3 protein-coding genes are annotated in these 1,770 nt (G+C 69.3%); all 3 read right to left on the bottom strand.

Going from position 1 to position 1,770, the window contains the following annotated elements; all coding sequences use genetic code 11:
* Nucleotides 1-567: hypothetical protein (locus tag VIP82_RS10305; RefSeq protein ID WP_331908223.1), on the bottom strand; the 567-nt coding region annotated here is incomplete at its 3' end.
* Nucleotides 568-727: 160 nt separating this feature from the next.
* Nucleotides 728-1,399 carry a TetR/AcrR family transcriptional regulator gene (locus VIP82_RS10300; RefSeq protein WP_331908221.1) on the bottom strand — a complete coding sequence of 224 codons (672 nt, stop codon included), beginning with the start codon at nt 1,397-1,399 and terminating at the stop codon, nt 728-730.
* Nucleotides 1,400-1,501: 102 nt separating this feature from the next.
* Nucleotides 1,502-1,738 (bottom strand): hypothetical protein, encoded by a 237-nt coding sequence (locus tag VIP82_RS10295; RefSeq protein WP_331908225.1) that lies wholly within the window; start codon nt 1,736-1,738, stop codon nt 1,502-1,504.
* Nucleotides 1,739-1,770: the final 32 nt, after the last annotated feature.

The raw sequence follows: 1,770 nt of genomic DNA, 5'->3' as shown, positions 1-1,770 counted from the left end.
CAGATCAGCTGAGACCGTCAGGATGTCGCGGTGCTTGTCCTGGATGTCTAGACCGTGGAGCATCGACAACACCGACAAGCCCCCTGCCGCGTAGGTGAACGGTTGCATGATCCGGAGCCGCTCCTGAAACTCAGGGTGAATCTCACTGACCCAAGTCTTCACCGCCTCGTTCCACTGCTTCTCTTCCTCACAGATCGGGAACGTGACTTTCCGGGGGTTCGTCGGGCTCGCATCCTTGAACGTCGCCATTCCCCATGCCACGGCGTCGAATGCGCTTCGGAGGTTATGCAGGGCGTCGCCGAGATCCAGCGACCACTCATGCTTCGGTATCCCACGGGGGACTCGCGCCACGAGATCGATCCCTTGGCGGTCTTCGGACAACACAGCGTCGACGGACACTGGCGCACTGGCGTGCCACTCGCCGAATTTCGCCTGGAGGGCGGAGACGTGTGAGTTCCCTCGGCTCCATTTGAGATCGGGCCACGTCGTGAAGTTGACGCCGCCAACGAGCCGGATCGGCTGTGTGTACGGCGGTTGGTTGCCTTCGGCAGGGGGATCACTGGACACGGGACCAGCATGGCAGTCGGCACGGACGCTCGTCCTCATTTGATGCACTGGGCGGAGTACCCGCGCGCGGCCTCCATAGGGCATTCCGTGACCTCGGCAGCACGCTGTCAGTCTGGCGCGATCGGATGCGCGGGGTGCGCGCCGCGGAGGTGCGCCGGCGTCAGGCGGTGGCTGTGTCGTCCGCTGTGCTGCCCGCGAGGACGCCGTCGAGCAGTCGATCGAGCCCCCACACGAACGCCGACGGCTCCGCGTCGCCCGACACGAGGTGATCGGTCGCCTCGGTGAGCGGATGGCTCGCGGCATCCGACCACAGCGCGCCGGCCGTCGACCGGTCGGCGGCGTTCTCGACGTCGTCGACCCGCTCGGCGGCGTCGAGGGCGGCGACCCCGAGCACGTGGGCCCGCACGGCGTAGGCGGCGCGGGCGGCGTCGCCCTGCGACATCCCCTCGGCCAGGAAGCCGGCGATGAGCGTCTCGTTCAGTCCCAGCGCGTGGCGTCCGTCGAGCGGACCGCTCGTGACGAGCACCATGGCGCCCGTGTGCTCGGCGATGCGTGCGCGCATCGCCGCGGCGAGGGCGTGCACGCGCGAACGCCAGTCGACCGAGACGTCGGCGGCCGCAGCGAGGTCGAGGCTCGACAGCAGCTCCTCGACCATCGCGCGCAGCAGCGCGTTCTTCGACGGGAAGTAGGTGTAGATCGCCGTGGGCGTGAGGCCGAGCGCTGCGGCGACGCCGCGCACGGAGACGGCGGCGAAGCCCTTCTGCTCGAGGATCTCGAACGCCGCATCGACGATGTCGACCTGGCTGACGCTGCGCCTCGGTCCGGGTTTCATGGTGCTGGTGCTCCTCGTGGTCGACCCCCAAGCGTAACGGCGCGGGCCGGCCGCATCGACCGCGGGTCGCGGGACCGTCGATCGGCCGCCCCATACCCGTTGTCAGCCGAGCGACGTCAGGAAGGTCAGCACCGAGCCGCGTTCGACGATCAGCGGGCCGAGTGCGGCGTTGAAGACGGTGCCGTGCGGGGCGGCGAGGTGTTCGGCGAACGCGGCGGCATCGCGATACGCCTCGGTCACGACGAATCGCGTGCCGACCGACGGCGACGACGCTGCGGCCGCCACCGCCGCGTCGGCGAGCCGACCCGGACCGGCGACCCCAGCCGGAACCGTGACCACGCGGCGCGGCGTGAAGTCGAGGCATCCGCTCT

Source organism: Microbacterium sp., assembly GCF_036566905.1.
GTDB lineage: Bacteria > Actinomycetota > Actinomycetes > Actinomycetales > Microbacteriaceae > Microbacterium.
The sequence above is the reverse complement of the archived record's forward strand: the minus strand, read 5'-3'. Positions and strand labels throughout refer to the sequence as shown.

Bases quoted from the DNA above. Each gene is read 5' to 3' on its own strand.
- VIP82_RS10300 (WP_331908221.1), bottom strand. From the start codon at position 1,399: ATGAAACCCGGACCGAGGCGCAGCGTCAGCCAGGTCGACATCGTCGAT.